General features: G+C 69.1%; 20 protein-coding genes and 2 pseudogenes. 5 read left to right on the top strand and 17 right to left on the bottom strand.

The window, feature by feature from the left end; translation table 11 throughout:
• Window positions 1-59 precede the first annotated feature (59 nt).
• From BN4348_RS30615 to BN4348_RS30605, 3 genes are read left to right on the top strand one after another with little or no spacing between them, the layout of a single operon-like run.
• Window positions 60-1,013, top strand: a complete 954-nt coding sequence (locus BN4348_RS30615) for a class I SAM-dependent methyltransferase (RefSeq protein WP_066907437.1) — start codon at window positions 60-62, stop codon at window positions 1,011-1,013.
• Window positions 1,006-1,914, top strand: coding sequence for a class I SAM-dependent methyltransferase (locus BN4348_RS30610; protein WP_066907434.1), 909 nt, complete (start codon window positions 1,006-1,008; stop codon window positions 1,912-1,914). The genes BN4348_RS30615 and BN4348_RS30610 overlap by 8 nt, the downstream gene beginning before the upstream one ends.
• Window positions 1,915-1,923: 9 nt before the next feature.
• Window positions 1,924-2,847 (top strand): class I SAM-dependent methyltransferase, encoded by a 924-nt coding sequence (locus BN4348_RS30605; RefSeq protein ID WP_066907431.1) that lies wholly within the window; start codon window positions 1,924-1,926, stop codon window positions 2,845-2,847.
• Window position 2,848: 1 nt separating this feature from the next.
• On the opposite strand, the pseudogene sppA (BN4348_RS62325) reads toward BN4348_RS30605, so the two are convergent.
• Together sppA (BN4348_RS62325) and sppA (BN4348_RS62320) are read right to left on the bottom strand one after the other, a co-directional pair.
• A pseudogene (gene sppA / locus BN4348_RS62325) lies at window positions 2,849-4,222 on the bottom strand (signal peptide peptidase SppA); the annotation flags it as partial.
• Window positions 4,220-5,773, bottom strand: a pseudogene (sppA, locus tag BN4348_RS62320) (signal peptide peptidase SppA); the annotation flags it as partial. The pseudogenes sppA (BN4348_RS62325) and sppA (BN4348_RS62320), both read right to left, overlap by 3 nt.
• A gap of 39 nt (window positions 5,774-5,812) precedes the next feature.
• Here sppA (BN4348_RS62320) and BN4348_RS30595 point away from each other — a divergent pair.
• On the top strand, window positions 5,813-6,739 hold the full coding sequence (locus tag BN4348_RS30595) for an LLM class flavin-dependent oxidoreductase (RefSeq protein ID WP_066907428.1): 927 nt from the start codon (window positions 5,813-5,815) through the stop codon (window positions 6,737-6,739).
• Here the strand turns inward: BN4348_RS30595 and rplO are convergent, their stop codons facing one another.
• From rplO to BN4348_RS30540, 11 genes are all read right to left on the bottom strand, one after another.
• Window positions 6,740-7,180: a 50S ribosomal protein L15 gene (rplO, locus tag BN4348_RS30590; RefSeq protein ID WP_066907425.1), complete on the bottom strand. Its 441-nt coding sequence runs from the start codon at window positions 7,178-7,180 to the stop codon at window positions 6,740-6,742. It abuts the gene before it with no gap.
• Complete coding sequence (gene rpmD, locus BN4348_RS30585) at window positions 7,177-7,359, bottom strand: 50S ribosomal protein L30 (protein ID WP_066907422.1); 183 nt, start codon at window positions 7,357-7,359, stop codon at window positions 7,177-7,179. Before rpmD ends, rplO begins: the two co-directional genes overlap by 4 nt.
• Complete coding sequence (gene rpsE, locus BN4348_RS30580; protein ID WP_066907419.1) at window positions 7,356-8,033, bottom strand: 30S ribosomal protein S5; 678 nt, start codon at window positions 8,031-8,033, stop codon at window positions 7,356-7,358. The genes rpmD and rpsE overlap by 4 nt, the downstream gene beginning before the upstream one ends.
• 22 nt (window positions 8,034-8,055) lie before the next feature.
• Window positions 8,056-8,424: a 50S ribosomal protein L18 gene (gene rplR / locus BN4348_RS30575; protein WP_082958888.1), complete on the bottom strand. Its 369-nt coding sequence runs from the start codon at window positions 8,422-8,424 to the stop codon at window positions 8,056-8,058.
• 41 nt (window positions 8,425-8,465) lie between these two features.
• Window positions 8,466-9,005 carry a 50S ribosomal protein L6 gene (rplF, locus tag BN4348_RS30570; RefSeq protein ID WP_066907413.1) on the bottom strand — a complete coding sequence of 180 codons (540 nt, stop codon included), beginning with the start codon at window positions 9,003-9,005 and terminating at the stop codon, window positions 8,466-8,468.
• Between the two features lie 12 nt (window positions 9,006-9,017).
• Complete coding sequence (gene rpsH, locus BN4348_RS30565; RefSeq protein WP_066907410.1) at window positions 9,018-9,416, bottom strand: 30S ribosomal protein S8; 399 nt, start codon at window positions 9,414-9,416, stop codon at window positions 9,018-9,020.
• A 15-nt stretch (window positions 9,417-9,431) separates the two neighbouring features.
• Window positions 9,432-9,617: a type Z 30S ribosomal protein S14 gene (locus tag BN4348_RS30560; RefSeq protein WP_011739072.1), complete on the bottom strand. Its 186-nt coding sequence runs from the start codon at window positions 9,615-9,617 to the stop codon at window positions 9,432-9,434.
• Window positions 9,618-9,621: 4 nt separating this feature from the next.
• Entirely contained in the window at window positions 9,622-10,185 is a 564-nt protein-coding gene (gene rplE, locus BN4348_RS30555; RefSeq protein WP_066907407.1) for a 50S ribosomal protein L5, read from the bottom strand.
• Window positions 10,185-10,502 (bottom strand): 50S ribosomal protein L24, encoded by a 318-nt coding sequence (gene rplX, locus BN4348_RS30550; protein WP_066907404.1) that lies wholly within the window; start codon window positions 10,500-10,502, stop codon window positions 10,185-10,187. The genes rplE and rplX overlap by 1 nt, the downstream gene beginning before the upstream one ends.
• Window positions 10,503-10,871: a 50S ribosomal protein L14 gene (gene rplN / locus BN4348_RS30545; RefSeq protein ID WP_003403649.1), complete on the bottom strand. Its 369-nt coding sequence runs from the start codon at window positions 10,869-10,871 to the stop codon at window positions 10,503-10,505.
• 132 nt (window positions 10,872-11,003) lie between these two features.
• Window positions 11,004-11,540, bottom strand: a complete 537-nt coding sequence (locus BN4348_RS30540) for a DinB family protein (RefSeq protein ID WP_066907474.1) — start codon at window positions 11,538-11,540, stop codon at window positions 11,004-11,006.
• Here BN4348_RS30540 and BN4348_RS30535 point away from each other — a divergent pair.
• A complete protein-coding gene (locus BN4348_RS30535) occupies window positions 11,539-12,057 on the top strand; it encodes a hypothetical protein (RefSeq protein WP_096866041.1) in 519 nt (172 codons plus the stop codon). The genes BN4348_RS30540 and BN4348_RS30535 overlap by 2 nt on opposite strands.
• A gap of 6 nt (window positions 12,058-12,063) precedes the next feature.
• Here the strand turns inward: BN4348_RS30535 and BN4348_RS30530 are convergent, their stop codons facing one another.
• The 4 genes from BN4348_RS30530 to BN4348_RS30515 form a co-directional block, all read right to left on the bottom strand.
• Window positions 12,064-13,527, bottom strand: coding sequence for an HNH endonuclease signature motif containing protein (locus BN4348_RS30530; RefSeq protein WP_066907398.1), 1,464 nt, complete (start codon window positions 13,525-13,527; stop codon window positions 12,064-12,066).
• A gap of 99 nt (window positions 13,528-13,626) precedes the next feature.
• Window positions 13,627-14,586 (bottom strand): DUF4436 domain-containing protein, encoded by a 960-nt coding sequence (locus BN4348_RS30525; RefSeq protein WP_084453863.1) that lies wholly within the window; start codon window positions 14,584-14,586, stop codon window positions 13,627-13,629.
• 136 nt (window positions 14,587-14,722) lie between these two features.
• Window positions 14,723-15,613 carry a formylglycine-generating enzyme family protein gene (locus tag BN4348_RS30520; RefSeq protein WP_066907395.1) on the bottom strand — a complete coding sequence of 297 codons (891 nt, stop codon included), beginning with the start codon at window positions 15,611-15,613 and terminating at the stop codon, window positions 14,723-14,725.
• A gap of 31 nt (window positions 15,614-15,644) precedes the next feature.
• Window positions 15,645-16,484 carry a DUF4436 domain-containing protein gene (locus BN4348_RS30515; protein ID WP_084453865.1) on the bottom strand — a complete coding sequence of 280 codons (840 nt, stop codon included), beginning with the start codon at window positions 16,482-16,484 and terminating at the stop codon, window positions 15,645-15,647.
• Between the last annotated feature and the right edge of the window lie 59 nt (window positions 16,485-16,543).

Below are 16,543 nucleotides of genomic sequence, written 5' to 3'. Positions count from 1 at the left end.
GGGAGAAGCTTGTTATATCGGCTAAATATTAGATTAACTAGATCCGAACAGGGGCGACTATGACTTCCACCAGGTATGAGGGCGACACCTGGGACCTGGCCTCCAGCGTCGGGGTGACCGCGACCATGGTGGCCGCCGCCCGCGCCGTGGCCACCCGCGCCGACCGTCCGCTGATCGACGACCCGTTCGCCGAGCCGCTGGTCCGGGCCGTCGGCGTGGACCTGCTCACCCGGCTGGCAACCGGCGAGGTCAATCCGGACGACCTGAACGACGTGCACGACGGCGCTGGCGCATCTGACGGGTCCACCGGGGCGATGTCCCGCATGGCCGACAACATGGCGGTGCGCACCAAGTTCTTCGACGAGTTCTTCCTGCGCGCGACGCAGGCGGGGATCACGCAGGTGGTGATCCTGGCCTCGGGCCTGGACTCCCGCGCGTACCGGCTGGCCTGGCCCGCCGGAACCGTGGTCTACGAGGTCGACCAGCCCCAGGTCATCGAGTTCAAGACCCGCACGCTGTCCGAGCTGGGCGCGGCCCCCACCGCCGAGCGGCGGGTGGTGGCCATCGACCTGCGCGACGACTGGCCCGCCGCGCTGCGCGCCGCCGGGTTCGACCCGGCGCGGCCGACCGCGTGGAGCGCCGAGGGCCTGCTCGGCTACCTGCCCCCGGAGGCGCAGGACCGGCTGTTGGACACCATCACCGAGCTCAGCGCGCCGGGCAGCCGGTTGGCGACCGAAAGCGCGCCCAACCCCGAGCCCGGGGACGAGGACAAGATGAAGCAGCGCATGCAAACCATCTCCGACCGGTGGCGCGCGCACGGCTTCGACCTGGACATGGCGGGGCTGGTCTATTTCGGCGACCGCAACGAGGCGGCCCCCTACCTGCGCGACCGCGGTTGGGCGATGAACGGCATCAGCATCCGGGACCTGTTCGCGGCCAACGACCTTCCGCCGCTGGCCGACGACGACATGCGCATGGGCGACGTTCTCTACGTGAGCGGCACGCATGAGTAGGGGACGAACCGACGGTGACAGCTGGGGCCCCGCGGCCAGCGTGGGGGCGACGGCCACCATGGTCGCGGCATCCCGTGCCGTGGCGTCGCAGGGACCCGATCCGCTCCTCGACGATCCGTTTGCCGATCCACTGGTCCGCGCCGTCGGGTTGGATCCCTTCATCCGCATCATCGACGGCGAGCTCGATTTCGAGGACGACGCGCTGTTCAACCGGAAAGCCAGGGCCCAGCAGATCACGGTGCGCACCCGGTTCTTCGACGACTTCTTCACCGGCGCCGCCGCGGACGGCATCCGGCAGGCGGTGATCCTGGCTTCCGGCCTGGACACCAGGGCGTACCGGTTGCGGTGGCCGGCCGGCACCGTGGTCTACGAGATCGACCAGCCGCAGGTCCTCGCGTTCAAGACCGACACGCTGGCCAACATCGGCGCCGAACCGACCGCGCAGCGCCGCGCGATCGCCATCGACCTGCGCGACGACTGGCCGGCGGCGTTGGCCGCGGGCGGTTTTGACGTCACGCGGCCGACCGCGTGGAGCGCCGAGGGGCTGCTGCCGTACCTGCCGCCCGACGCGCAGGACCGGCTGTTCGACAACGTCACCGCGCTCAGCGCGCCGGGCAGCCGGCTGGCCACCGAGCATGTGCCCGATCCGAACGCGTTCTCCGACGAGCGCCTGGCGCGCATCTCCGAGCGGTGGCAGCGCTTCGGTTTCGACCTCAACGCGGCCGACCTGTTCTACCGCGGCGAGCGCAACGTCGTCGTCGACTACCTGAGCACCCACGGCTGGGAGGTGACGGCCCACCCCGCCAGGGACTTGTACGCGCACAACGGGTTTGACTTCCCGGCGGACGAGATGGCGGCCACCTTCGGCGAGCTGAGTTACGTCGCCGCGACCCTCAAGTAGGGTTGACCCATGGCACGCGCGCATGACGACAACTGGGATCTGGCCTCCAGCGTGGGCGTGACCGCGACCATGGTCGCGGCCGGCCGCGCCATGGCGACCAAGGATCCCCGCGGTCTGATCAGCGACCCGTTCGCCGAGCCGCTGGTGCGCGCCGTCGGGGTGGACCTGTTCACCAAGCTGATGGACGGTGAGATCGACCTCGACGCGATCGAGAACGCGTCGCCGACGCGCATGCAGGCGATGAGCGACGGAATGGCCGTGCGCACCAAGTACTTCGACGACTACTTCGTCGACGCCACCGGCGCCGGCGTGCGCCAGGCGGTGATCCTGGCCTCCGGCCTGGACTCGCGCGCCTTCCGGTTGCCGTGGCCGGACGGCACGGTGGTCTATGAGCTCGACCAGCCGCAGGTGATCGAGTTCAAGACGACGACGCTGGCCGGCATCGGCGCCGAACCGACCGCCACCCGGCGCACCATCGCCATCGACCTGCGCGGCGACTGGCCCGCCGCGCTGAAGGCGGCGGGATTGGACACGACGGCGCCGACCGCGTGGTTGGCCGAGGGCCTGCTGATCTACCTGCCGCCGGAGGCCCAAGACCGGCTGTTCGACAACATCACCGCGCTCAGCGCGCCTGGCAGCACCATCGCCACCGAATTCGTCCCCGGCATCGTCGATTTCGACGCCAGCCGCGTGCAGGACATGGCCGGCGTGTTCCGCGAGCACGGCGTCGACATCGACATGGCGTCGCTGGTCTACACCGGAGAGCGCAACCACGTCGTCGACTATCTGCGGTCCAAGGGATGGGACGTCGAGGGCATCACGCGAACCGAACTGTTCCAGCGCAACGACATCGAGGTACCCGCCCCCGAGCACGACGACCCGCTGGGCGAGATCATCTTCATCAGCGGCAGGCTCGCCGGCCAGCCGGGCTAGGTCAAAGGCGCGAATTCCCCAGCCACAACGCGCTGGCACCGCTCAGCGTTTGCTCGGCGCTGTCCAGAATTCCGGCGATCGAGCGGCCGACCAGCGCGGCCAGTGCGTCCGGGAGCGACGCGGCGGCGGGCTGTGACGAGGCCCGGGGTCGCACCAGGTCCAGCAGCGACGAACTCGGATAGCCGACGAGACGGACCTCGGTGTCCTCGTCCAGGCCCGCGAGGGCCTTGGCGCGCCGCACCGCGGCCCGGAAGCCGCCGAGGTCGTCGACCAGGCCGCGCTCGGCGGCGTCGGCACCGGTCCACACCCGCCCCCGGGCAACGACATCCACGGCCTCGGTGCTCAGCTTGCGGCCCTCGGCGACCCGCTCCACGAAGTCGGTGTACATCAGGTCCGCCTCGGCCTCCCGATGCGCCCGCTGCTCCGGCGTGAACGGCGCATCGGCCGACCAGGCGTCGGCATTTGCGTTGGTGCGCACCGTATCCGACGCGACCCCGAGGCGACCCTTGAGGTCACGAACCACCAGCTTCCCGGTGATCACGCCGATCGAGCCGGTGATCGTGCCCGGATTGGCCACGATCGCGTCGGCGGCCATCGCCACGTAGTAGCCGCCGGACGCGGCGACCGCACCCATCGACGCCACCAGCGGCTTGCCGCGTTCGCGGGCCATTTTCACCTCGCGCCAAATGGTTTCGGACGCGGTGACCGAGCCTCCCGGGCTGTTTATCCGCAGCACGATCGCGGACACCGAATCGTCGGCGGCGGCCTCCCGCAGCGCCGCCGCGATGGTGTCGGCGCCGGCGGTGGGCGTGCCCAGCGGCAAAAATTGCGGTCCGCCGCGCCCGCCGACGATGTTGCCGTCGACGGTGAGCACCGCGAACGTCGGCTTGGGCCGGCGCCCGGGCACCGACGGCACGGGCGGGGTCAGTCGGGACCGGGCCGCCCCGGCGTAACGCGCGAGGTACAGCCGGGGCGTTTCTTCTTCGCCCGAAACAGCCTTTCCCCCAGCGAGTTCCGCGATCCGGGCATAGGCTTCGTCGCGGAATCCGATCCGGTCTACCAGGCCGGAGGCCACCGCGTCGTCGCGCAGCAGCGGGCCCCGGTCGGCCAGCGCGTCGAGCGCATCCGGCTCGACCTTGCGCGATTCGGCGATCGCCCGCCACACCTGGTCCTGCAGGCTCCGCAGCATCCTGGTGACGGCCTCCCGGTGCGCCTCGGTGAAGCCGTGTTCGGTGAAAAGGTTTGCCGCCGACTTATATTCGCCCTTCGAGATGATCTGGGCTTCGATGCCCGCCTTGTCGAGCGCGTCGCGCAGGAACATCGCGTTGCTCGCGAAGCCGATCAGCCCGACGCTTCCCGCCGGCTGCATCCAGACCTNGGCGCGCCGCACCGCGGCCCGGAAGCCGCCGAGGTCGTCGACCAGGCCGCGCTCGGCGGCGTCGGCACCGGTCCACACCCGCCCCCGGGCAACGACATCCACGGCCTCGGTGCTCAGCTTGCGGCCCTCGGCGACCCGCTCCACGAAGTCGGTGTACATCAGGTCCGCCTCGGCCTCCCGATGCGCCCGCTGCTCCGGCGTGAACGGCGCATCGGCCGACCAGGCGTCGGCATTTGCGTTGGTGCGCACCGTATCCGACGCGACCCCGAGGCGACCCTTGAGGTCACGAACCACCAGCTTCCCGGTGATCACGCCGATCGAGCCGGTGATCGTGCCCGGATTGGCCACGATCGCGTCGGCGGCCATCGCCACGTAGTAGCCGCCGGACGCGGCGACCGCACCCATCGACGCCACCAGCGGCTTGCCGCGTTCGCGGGCCATTTTCACCTCGCGCCAAATGGTTTCGGACGCGGTGACCGAGCCTCCCGGGCTGTTTATCCGCAGCACGATCGCGGACACCGAATCGTCGGCGGCGGCCTCCCGCAGCGCCGCCGCGATGGTGTCGGCGCCGGCGGTGGGCGTGCCCAGCGGCAAAAATTGCGGTCCGCCGCGCCCGCCGACGATGTTGCCGTCGACGGTGAGCACCGCGAACGTCGGCTTGGGCCGGCGCCCGGGCACCGACGGCACGGGCGGGGTCAGTCGGGACCGGGCCGCCCCGGCGTAACGCGCGAGGTACAGCCGGGGCGTTTCTTCTTCGCCCGAAACAGCCTTTCCCCCAGCGAGTTCCGCGATCCGGGCATAGGCTTCGTCGCGGAATCCGATCCGGTCTACCAGGCCGGAGGCCACCGCGTCGTCGCGCAGCAGCGGGCCCCGGTCGGCCAGCGCGTCGAGCGCATCCGGCTCGACCTTGCGCGATTCGGCGATCGCCCGCCACACCTGGTCCTGCAGGCTCCGCAGCATCCTGGTGACGGCCTCCCGGTGCGCCTCGGTGAAGCCGTGTTCGGTGAAAAGGTTTGCCGCCGACTTATATTCGCCCTTCGAGATGATCTGGGCTTCGATGCCCGCCTTGTCGAGCGCGTCGCGCAGGAACATCGCGTTGCTCGCGAAGCCGATCAGCCCGACGCTTCCCGCCGGCTGCATCCAGACCTCACCGAACGCGGAGGCCAGGTAGTAGGACAGCGTGCCGGGATAGGTCTCGGCCCACGCCAGGGACGGCTTGACGGCGCTGAAGGCCTCGATCGCCGCCCGCAGCTCCTGCACCGCCGCCGGAGGCGACGCACCCAGCTGCACGCGGGCGATCAGCCCGGCCACCCGGGGGTCCTCGGCGGCGCGGTGGAGCGATGCGACGGTGTCGCGCAGCGTCATCGGCCGGCCGGCCCCGGTGATGATCGCCAGCGGGTCGAAGCCAGTCGTCTCCGGCGGCACCGAGCGCACGTCCAACTCGAGCACGCAGCCGTTGGGCACGCCGTGGTGGCGGGCGGTGTCGACCCGGCCGGCCAGGGCACGGACCTCGTCGATCCCGGGAAGGGAGGGCAGAAAACCGAACATACTGTGCAGGGTACCGATCGGCGGCCGTACGGTGGTCGGGTGAGGTTTTCCATCGCCATCCCCCAATTCGATTACGACGGCTTCGACGCGCCGGGCATGCGGTCCTACCTGGCCCGCGCCGAGGAGCTCGGGTTCGAGGGCGGCTGGGTGCTCGAGCAGATCATCGGAAACGCACCCCTGTTGGCACCGTTGGAGTTGCTGGCGTATTGCGCCGCCTGCACGGAGCGGCTGCGCCTGGGGGTCGCCGTCCTGGTGGCCTCGCTGCACGACCCGCTCCAGCTCGCCTCGGCCGCGACGGCCGTCGACCGACTCAGCCACGGACGGCTGGACCTCGGCGTGGGAACCGGCGGCGGCTTCCGCCGATTCGACGCATTCGGTGTCGAGAAGTCGACGTATATTTCGTATTTCATTGAGGGCCTGGAGTTGATGAAGGCGGCCTGGTCCGACGAGCCCAGGGTGACGTTCCACGGCCGGTTCCGCGATGTCGACGACCTACCGATTGCGCCCAAGCCGGTGCAGCGTCCCCACCCGCCGATCTGGTTCGGTGGGCTGGCCCCCAAGGCCCTGGCCAGGGCGGTGCGCCTGGGTGACGCGTTTCTGGGCGCCGGCTCGTCGACCACCGAGGCCTTCGCCGGCGCCGTCGCGGTGGTGCGCCGCGAGCTCACCGAGCAACGAAAAGACCCGGCGCGCTTCACGATTGGCAAACGCGTCTATCTGATGGTCGACGACGACGCGTCCCGGGCCCGCGAGCGGGTGCTTGCCGGGCTGCACCGCATCTACGGCGACATGCCCGGCGTCGCGGACGTGCCGGTGTCGGGCACACCCGACGACGTGGCGCGCGGGCTGCGCGAGGTGATCGACGCCGGCGCCGAGTATGTGCTGCTCAATCCGGTCGGCGTCGACGTGCCAGAGAACCGCGAGCAGATGGAACGCCTTGCCGCGGAGGTGATTCCGCAGTTGGGCTGACTACAGCTCGGTGGCCGAGCCGCCCGCGGCGGTGATCTTCTCGCGCGCGCTGCCGCTGAACTTGTGCGCGGTCAAGTCGACCTTGACGGTCAGCTTGCCGTCCCCGAGGACCTTGACCAACGCGTTCTTGCGCACCGCGCCCTTGGCCACCAGTTCGTCCACCCCGATCGAACCGCCCTGCGGGAACAGCCGGTTGATGTCGCCGACGTTGACGATCTCGTATTCGGTGCGGAACCGGTTCCGGAATCCCTTGAGCTTGGGCAGCCGCATGTGGATCGGCATCTGGCCACCCTCGAAGGTGGCCGGCACGTTCTTGCGGGCCTTGGTGCCCTTGGTACCCCGGCCGGCCGATTTGCCCTTGGAGCCCTCACCGCGACCGACGCGGGTGCGGGCTTTCTTCGACCCGGGCGCGGGCTTCAGGTCGTGCAATTTGATGGTCACTTGGCCTCCTCCACCTGCACCAGGTGACGCACCACCGCGATCAGGCCGCGGGTCTGCGGGTTGTCCTCGCGGATCACCGAGTGGCGAATCCGCCGCAGCCCCAGGGTGCGCAGGCTCTCACGCTGCTTCCAGCGCGCACCGATGGTGCTGCGCACCTGGGTGATCTTGAGCTGGCTCACGGTGTCGCTGCCTCTCGCGCCGCCGCGCTGGCGAGGGCGTCGCTCTCGCGCCGCGCCTTCAACATCCCGGCCGGGGCGACGTCCTCGATCGGCAGCCCGCGACGGGCGGCCACCTCCTCGGGACGCTGCAGCAGCTTGAGCGCGGCCACGGTGGCGTGCACCACGTTGATCGCGTTGTCGCTGCCCAACGACTTGGCCAGGATGTCGTGCACCCCAGCGCATTCCAGCACCGCGCGCGCCGCACCGCCGGCGATCACACCGGTACCCGGGCTGGCCGGGCGCAGCAGCACGACGCCCGCGGCGGCCTCACCCTGCACCGGGTGCGTGATGGTGCCGCCGATCAGCGGGACGCGAAAGAAGCCCTTGCGGGCCTCCTCGACACCCTTGGCGATCGCGGCCGGGACCTCCTTGGCCTTGCCGTAGCCGACGCCGACCATGCCGGCGCCGTCACCGACGATGACCAAGGCGGTGAAGCTGAATCGCCGTCCACCCTTGACCACCTTGGAGACGCGGTTGATGGCGACGACCCGCTCCAGGTAGTTGCTCTTCTCGCCGTCGCGGTCGCGACCGCCGCGGCCGCCACCATCGCGCCGGCCGCGGCTGTCGCGGTTGTCGCCGCGCGAGTCGCGGTTGTCGCCGCGGGCCTCGGGTCCGCCGGCTGACTGTTCCGCCATTATGCGGTCCTTCCAGTTGTCATCAGAAACTCAATCCGTTCTCGCGCGCGGCATCGGCCAGCGCCGCGATCCGCCCGCCGTAGGTGTATCCGCCACGGTCGAAAACCACGGAGTCGATGCCGGCGGCCTTGGCACGCTCGGCGATCAGCTGACCCACCCGCACGCTGTGGGCTTTCTTGTCACCGTCCAGGCCCCGCACGTCGGCCTCGATCGACGAGGCGGCGGCCAGCGTGGTGCCGTTCTCGTCGTTGACCAGTTGCACGTGGATGTGCCGCGCCGAGCGGTGCACCACCAGCCGCGGACGCTGCGGGGTGCCCGCGATCTTCTTGCGCAGCCGCGCGTGCCTGCGCAGCCGCGAGACGCGCCGGGTCGCGGATACGCTCTGCCCCACCGGCTTCCGCTCGGCGGTGTCAGCCTTCTTTTGCGCCATGACTACTTACCTGTCTTTCCGACCTTGCGGCGGATCTGCTCGCCCTCGTAGCGCACGCCCTTGCCCTTGTACGGGTCGGGACGGCGCAGGCGGCGGATGTTCGCCGAAATCTGGCCGACCTTCTGCTTGTCGATCCCCGACACCGTGAACTTCGTCGGCGACTGAACCGCGAACGTGATGCCCTCGGGCGCCTCGATCACCACGGGGTGGCTGTAGCCCAGCGCGAACTCGAGGTTGGAGCCCTTGAGCTGCACGCGGTAGCCGACCCCGAAGATCTCCATCTTCACGGTGTAACCCTCGGTCACGCCGGTGACGAGGTTGGACACCAGCGTGCGCGACAGCCCGTGCAGCGAGCGGTTGCGCCGCTCGTCGTTGGGGCGGGTGACCACGATCGCGCCGTCGTCGTTGCGCGCCACCGTGATCGGCTCGGCGACCGTCAAGTTCAGGGAGCCCTTGGGACCCTTGACCGAGACGTTCTGGCCTTCGATCGTTACGTCGACTCCGGTGGGTACCGGAACCGGCTGCTTACCAATGCGCGACATCTGTACTACCCCTCACCACACGTACGCGAGGACTTCGCCGCCCACGCCCTGTCTGGCCGCCTGACGGTCGGTGAGCAGACCCGACGACGTGGAGATGATCGCCACGCCCAGTCCGCCGAGCACCCGCGGCAGGTTGGTGGATTTCGCGTACACACGCAAACCCGGCTTGGACACCCGGCGCAAGCCGGCGATGCTGCGCTCCCGGCTCGGGCCGTACTTGAGCTGGATCACCAGCGACTTGCCGACGCGAGCGTCCTCGGTGCGGAAGTCGTTGATGTAGCCCTCGGCCTTGAGGATCTGGGCGATGTTGGCCTTGAGCTTGGAGTGCGGCAGGCTCACCTCGTCGTGGTACGCCGAATTGGCATTGCGCAGACGCGTCAAGAAGTCCGCGATCGGGTCCGTCATCGTCATATCGTTAGTCCCCTGTTACCAACTGCTCTTCTGCACACCGGGCAGCTCGCCTGCGTGCGCCATCTCGCGCAGGCAGATCCTGCACAGCCCGAACTTGCGGAACACCGCACGCGGACGGCCGCACTTGCTGCAGCGGGTGTAGCCGCGCACCGCGAACTTCGGTTTGCGTGCGGCCTTGTTGACCAATGCCTTCTTCGCCATCTGCTCAGTTCTCCTTGAACGGAAAGCCGAGGGCCCGCAGCAGCGCCCGTCCCTCGTCGTCGGTCGTCGCCGAGGTGACGACGTTGATGTCCATGCCCCGGACCCGGTCGATCTTGTCCACGTCGATCTCGTGGAACACCGACTGCTCGGCCAGTCCGAACGTGTAGTTGCCGACGCCGTCGAACTGCTTGGGCGACAGGCCGCGGAAGTCGCGGATACGCGGCAGCGCGATCGACGTCAGCCGGTCGAGGAACTCCCACATCCGGTCCCCGCGCAGGGTCACCCGCGCGCCGATCGGCATCCCCTCGCGCAACTTGAACTGCGCGATGGACTTTCGCGCCTTGCGGATCTCGGGCTTCTGCCCGGTGATCAGGGCCAGGTCGTTGACCGCACCGTTGATCAGCTTGGCGTCGCGGGCGGCGTCGCCGACCCCCATGTTGACGACGACCTTGGTCACCGTCGGGATCTGCATGACGTTGCCGTAGCCGAACTGTTTGTGCAGCGCATCCCGAATCTCGTTGCGGTAGCGCTCTTTCAGGCGCGGCTGAGTCTTCTCCGCGGTGCTCATCAGATGTCCTTGCCGTTGCGCTTGGAGATACGGACGCGCTTGCCGGTTTCCTCGTCGGTCCGGTAACCGACCCGGGCGGGCTTGCCGTCCGAGTCGACCACCATCACGTTGGAGACGTGGATCGGCGCTTCCTGCGTGACGATGCCGCCCGACCGCGCGCCGCGCTGGTTGGTCGAAATCGCGGTGTGCTTCTTGATCCGGTTGACGCCCTCGACCAGCACGCGGTTACGTTCCGGGTACGCCTGCAAGACCTTGCCCTTGGCGCCCTTGTCCTTGCCCGCGATGACCAGGACGGTGTCGCCCTTGTGGACCTTCATCTACAACACCTCCGGGGCCAGCGAGATGATCTTCATGAATCGCTTCTCGCGCAGTTCGCGGCCGACCGGCCCGAAGATGCGCGTCCCGCGCGGGTCGTTGTCGGGCTTGATGATCACCGCGGCGTTCTCATCGAACTTGATGTAGCTGCCGTCGGGACGGCGGCGCTCCTTGACCGTGCGCACCACGACGGCTTTGACGACGTCGCCGCGCTTGACGTTGCCGCCGGGGATGGCGTCCTTGACGGTGGCGACGATGACGTCACCGATGCCGGCGTAACGTCGCGACGAACCGCCGAGCACACGGATGCACAAGATCTCCTTGGCGCCGGTGTTGTCGGCGACCTTCAGCCGCGATTCCTGCTGAATCACTCGATCTCCTGACCTGGTTCATGTGTGCACGGCAGGAGGAACCCAAAGCCTGACGTGCGCGGTCTTTGTCACCGAAGGGCACGCAGGGCCGATTCGCACCGGCCGAGGTCTGCCCAAGGCAACCCCTAGAGTCTAGGGGACGACCAGCTCAGAGCCAAATCTCTGGATGTCCGCGAGGTGATGGACGCCTTCGTGCATCGCCTGGCGGACCAGCCAGCGCGCGGTGCGCCGTTCGCCCGGCAATCGGGTCCCGCCGCGGTCCCAGTCCTCTGTGCGCCTGACCTCGTCGCGGAACCCGGCGGCGCCGGCCGCCAGTTCGTTGAGGGTGGCCGCAATGTCGCAGTCGTTGTACCGGAACCGGCGGGCCCGCAGGTCGTTGAACATCGGCTCGAGGGCGGGTTCGTGCTCCGTGCGGACGCGGTGCAGCCGGATGGTGAAGCTGACGTAGACGTCGCGCATGTGGCAGAGGTACTCGGCGACCGACCACACATCGGGGGCGGGCCGCACCCGCCGGCCCTCGGGAGGGATCACGCCGATCGCCTCCCGGACCGCGCCCGGCAGCCCGGCGATGACGGCGACCGCGTCGTCGATCCGCGTTCCCGGATAAGCGACCGCACACGCGTCGCAGACGTGATCCTCGGCGGCGAGCGGCGGTAGCGGCGCGGGCATGGGGAAATCCTGCACCTCGTGCAGCCGCCACGTCTTCGCGGGCAGCTACGGGCAGGGAACCCTGACCGTGTTGAACCGGCAGACCTCGTTCGGCACGTTCGGCGGCGGCGATTGCAACATCTCCATCCCCTGCTGCAGCATTTGCGACACCTCCGGTGGCAATACGACCCCCGGCGGCAAGGGCGGCATAGGCAACCCCGTCCCCGGCAGCTCCACAGCCCCCGGCGGCCACACCGCCCCCGGCGGCATGAGCGACCCCGCGGGAACCGGCGACGGCGGCGGGCAGGCGACCCTGACCGTATTGAACCGGCAGACCTCGTTGGGGTCGTTCGGCGCCGGCACGTCGGTGGCCCGGTCCACCAGCCGCACTGACCCCGCCGCGGATGCGGTTTCGCCCACCGCAGCCGCCAGCGATCCGGCCGCGACGAGAACGCCGGTGACGGCCAGCGCAGCATTCCTCATGGTCACGACTCACGGTCGCAGCCGTACCTCGCAATGGCGTGGGAGCCGACTGTGATGGCCTTTAGAACGGCGGGGGTTCCTCGTCGCCGGTGGGTGGTGGTAGGGCGAAGTAGTCGCGGTATAGGGGTTTTCGGGCGAGTCTGGCTTGGCGGTTGTGGCGGCGTTCGGTGGCAATGCGGGTGGCCCGTTGTTGGGCCCGGGTGCGCCGGCGTCGGGGCATCCTGGCGGTGCGTTCCCCGCAGCGCGGGGTGTCGGGGGTGTCGGGGGTGGACAGGTCGGCGGTGGGCGCGCACAGGCTGGGGAACAGCAGGGCGCTGCCGGGGGTGGTGATGTAGGTGTGCCCGTCGGGCAGCCGCCAGATCACCGTGCCATCGGCGAGTTGTTGGTCGCGCCAGCCGCAGAAGGTTTTGAGTAGATGGTGCAGGCGACACAGGCATTTGAGGTTTGCGGCGTGGGTGGGGCCGCCGCGGGCATGCGGGATGGTGTGGTCGACATCGCACTGCACCGCGGGGTGATCGCAGCCGGGGGCGCGGCAGGTCAGGTCGCGGCAGCGCACGAAGTCGGCCAGCGCGGTGGAGGGCAGGTAGCCGTTCTCGGCTGGGGCGTCGGCGGGGTGGATCAGGGGTCGCAGTGTTGCTGAGGCGGCCAGCTGTTGGACGAGTTCGGCGGTGATGAGCCCGTCGGCGCCGAGCTGCGCGGCCGCGGTGATGGCGGTGCCCTCGAGGGTGGCCTGCTCGGCGATCAGATGAATCACCACGGGCCCCGCGGCGGGGCGTTTGCCGGCCGCACAGTCCGGGCGCGCGCAGCGACACCCGAGCCGGTCGGCCCCGGCGGCCAGCGCGCCCAGGGCATCGGCGCGGCGCTGATCGCGGCTGCGCGGGTCGTGGGCACACACCGTGGCCGCCAGGGCGTCCAACCGCTGGTCCAGCGCGCGGGCATCGGTGCTAAACAGCTGGCCTTGGATCTCGGCCAGGCCGTCACCGACCTCGGCGATCCAGACCTCCCGGTCCACCTGGCTCTCCTTGCGGCGGCGCACCGCATCGGCGTCGGCGCGGGCCACGATGTTGTCCACCTGGGCGGCCAGCCGGCCCCGCGTCATCGACGGCCAGCGCGCCACGCCGGCCGCCACCTGGGCATCCACCGTGGCCAGCACCGTCTCATCGACGATCAAATCGGTGCGATAGGCGATCGTGGTGAACAGCCGATAGTCGATGTCGCCGGCGGCAAACACCGCGCCCACTCGGGGCAGGCGCTCACACAGCGCCCGGGCATCGCGCAGCCGGCCGGCCGCCAGCCCTGGGCTGATCCGCAACGCCGCGGCGATCTCGGCCCCCACCGCCGCCATCGTGTCCACCGCCCAGTCGTCGGCCTCGGCACAGCGCGACAACCGATACCGAAACAACTCATGGATGGCCACCAGCTGCGCGGCCGCCGCCCGGTTCTCCGCGCGCGCGGCCGCACAAATCCGCTGCACCAGCACCACCGACTCCGGCGCCGGCGACCCCGACGAGACCATATCGAACATACATTCGAGTATGCCACCGGCCTACGACAAGTTCGGCTCGAATGTCGGTACCGGGCGGCGGGCCAGCTCCACGAGCCAGCTGGCCAACGCTTTCGCGGATCAGTCCCCTTGCCGGATCCAGGCGAAGATGTACAGGCTCATCGCCGTCACGAGCGCGATCAGCACCCACTGCACGATGGCCTGGTCTATCCAGGACCCGGGCGGCGGGGCGCCGGGCAGGATGTTGCGCAGCGGGACGATCGCGAACAGGTTCGCGGCGTACCACGTCGCGAAGGGCGGCAGGAACTTCCGTCTGCCCAGAGCCATCGGGATGGCGACCAACAGGGCCAGGGTGGGCAGGCTGATGAGCACCAGGCAGATGCCCAGGTCGAAGATCAGCGGACCCTTGGCCCGCTTCAAGGTGATGACCACGTTCCCGTTGTCGGAGCCACGCTGGGTCGGGAGCGCACCAGGGTCGTGCAGCCGCTGGACGCTGACGTCCCACCCGTCGAGCTCACCGGTGACTTCGACGCGGGCGGGCACCTTCTTGACGTTGTCGCCGGACCCGACGAACGCGTCGGCCGAGATCGGTTCGGTCCGGTACGAGTCGAAGGGCCAGTTGCCGGGATCGCCGTGCGCCTCCACGGTGGTGCTGAGTTGCGCCGGCGCCTTCCCCTTGGGGTAGTGCAGGTCCCCCAGGTCGCTGGTCGGATAAAGGCGCACGCCAACATCGGTGCCCAGCACGTCGTAGCGATTGTCGTAGGCCGAGACACCTGGATAGACAAGGACATTCACGGCAAGACGATTCGCGACGGGCTTGAGCTCCTCGAGGCGCAGTTGCACGATGGTCGCGTCGCCCCCGCCCTGGCTGAGATCCAGCGGAGGAAGCGGGGCCTCTGCTTCTTGCAGCTGGTGGACGCCGAACAGGGATAGGGCGTAGGCGGAGATGACGACGATCAGAATGCTCACGCCGATCGCAATGCGCGGCTTCCGGTACTGTTTGCCGGCCGGCGGCGGTGGCGACGGCGGTTCGTCCGAGGGCGGTGGCGGAGCCGGTGTCGTCTGAGCCTCAGCGGTCATTGCTGACCCGCGGGCTCAGTGGGGGCAACACCGATCAGATGCTAGTGAACCCGCGCCGGTCCCGCGCGGTGACGAAAGCGCCGTCATTCAGCGTCCATCGGACGGTAACCCCGCGGTCGCTTTGCTGTCGGGCGGCCTAGCGCGACGGCGAATCCGCCACGCAGCGAAACCCGATGTGGGTGGTCGCGGTGTCCTGTGATTGCGGTGACCGCGCGGCCGGGCGGTAGCGATGGCAATACTCCGGCGCGCACAGGTGCGAACCGCCCTTCAGCGTCTGGCTGACGGACGGATCCGCCGGCCCCGAGGGCGCGCAACAGGCTTTCGGTGGTTGATCGAGCCGGTGGTGCGCGGAGAACTGGGTGGTGGTCCACTCCCAGACGTTCCCGATCATGTCGAGCAGGCCGAACCCGTTGGGCGGAAAGGTCCCCACGGGCGAGGTGCCCACCCACCCGAGCGCGCCGTCGTTGCGATAAGGGAACCGCCCCTGCCACGTGTTGGCCATCAGCCGACCGTCCGGGTTCGCCTCGTCCCCCCAGGAGTAGGTCGTCGTGGTTCCGCCGCGGGCGGCGTACTCCCACTCGGCCTCGGTCGGGAGCCGCCGACCGGCCCAGCGCGCGTACGCCGAAGCGTCGGGGTACGCCACCTGCACCACCGGGTGATCGGCCCTTCCCTGCAGATCGCTGGCCGGCCCGAACGGATTTCGCCAGCTGGCGCCCGGCACCCAGTCCCACCATTGCCGCCAGTCACGCAGGTCGACCGGGCCTTGTGTCGGGCGGAAGACCATGGCGCCCGGACACAGGTCCTGAGGATCCGCACCGGGGTACAGCGCCGGGTCTATCGGCTGCTCGGCGACGGTCACATAGCCTGTGGCGGAGACGAATTCGGCGAACTGCGCGTTGGTCACCGGGTGACGCTCCACCGCGAAGGCCGCCACCGCCACGGTGTGGATCGGTGCCTCTTCGGGATAGAAGCTCGTCGAACCCATGCGGAAGGATCCGCCCGGTAGGTCGACCAACTCGGTGAGCACCCCTTCAGGGTAGGAGCCGTTCGCCGGGGTTTCAGTCCGATTGTCGATACCAGGTGAGCATGTAGAGGGCCATGGCCGCGACGAGCGCCATCAACACCCAGATCACCAGAACCTGGTCGATCCACGCACCCGGCGGTGGAGACCCGGGCAGAAAATTGCGTATGGGGATGACAGCGAACAGCATGGCTGCGAACCACGTCACGAAGGGCGGCACGAATTTCCTTCTGCCCAGCGCGATTTGAATGGCCACGGCGAAAGCCAGGGTGGGCAAGGCGAAAAGCACCAAGCAGATGCCCAGGTCGAAGATCAGCGGCCCCTTGGCCCGGTGCAACGTGATGATCACGTTGTCCGGGCGATCCGCGTCCTGGCTCGCTTCACCTACGCGCTTGACGCTGACGTCCCAACCGTCCAACGCTCCGGACACTTCCACCCGGGCGGGTACGTACTGTCGCGCATCGCCTTGCCCGACGAGCACGTCTGCCGACAGGGTGTCGGTGCTGTAGGAGTCGAACGGCCAGTTGTTGGGGTCGCCATGAGCCTCGATCGTGGTAGCGACCTGCGCCGGCGACTTCCCCGCCGGGTATTGCAGGTCACCCAGGTCATTGGGGGGGTCCATCCGCACAGCGGTATCGGTCTTCAGCACATCGAGGCGTTTGTCGAACATCGAATCCTCGGGAATCACAAGCACTTTTACCGTCAGGCGATTCGCGACTGTTTCCAGCTTTTCGAGACGCACCAAGACGATGGTGTCGTTGGTCGCGTTCAGGTCCGGAGGCTTGAGCGGCCCCGCCGATTTGGACAGCAAGTGGACCCCGAACAGTGACAGGCCGTAGACGACCAGGAAAGCCACCAGGATGCCGATCACCAACAACGTGCGCCGTCCCCCGCGCTTGGTGGGCGCCTCGGGCGGCGCCGCGGGCGGCGGCTCCG

Source organism: Mycobacterium interjectum (assembly GCF_900078675.2).
GTDB lineage: Bacteria > Actinomycetota > Actinomycetes > Mycobacteriales > Mycobacteriaceae > Mycobacterium > Mycobacterium interjectum.
The sequence above is the reverse complement of the archived record's forward strand: the minus strand, read 5'-3'. Positions and strand labels throughout refer to the sequence as shown.